Raw genomic sequence first — 429 nt, forward strand, 5'->3', positions numbered from 1 at the left:
GTACGACGACCAGGGCCACCCCTACTACGCCAGCGCGCGCCTGTGGGACGACGGCGTGATCGATCCTGCTGATACGCGCCGCGTGCTCGCGCTGGGCCTGTCGGCCACGCGCAATGCGCCGATCGAGGACACCAAGTTCGGTCTGTTCCGCATGTGATGGCCCTGGCGACGTAGAGATCCATTGTGTCCATCCCTGTGCCCCAACGCCTTTGTCACCGCCTGCTGCTGTGCGCTGCCCTCGGGCTCGGCGCGGCCCCGGTGCTGGCCGCGCCGGCGCTGCAGCGCGTGGAACTGCCCCTGCCATCGGGCGCGGTGCTGCGAGCCCACTGGTTGCCCGTCGAGGGTGACGCACGCAGGCCGGCCGTTCTGGCATTGCACGGCTGCGGCGGGCTCTACGCCAAGGGCGGCGGCCTGTCCGTGCGCTACCGC

At 71.1% G+C, this 429-nt stretch carries 1 pseudogene; it reads left to right on the plus strand.

The annotated features are described in order from the left end of the window. Positions 1–183: 183 nt before the first annotated feature. Positions 184–429 (plus strand): annotated as a pseudogene (locus B2J89_RS21815) (hypothetical protein); the annotation flags it as partial.

Source organism: Acidovorax sp. SRB_24, assembly GCF_012931925.1.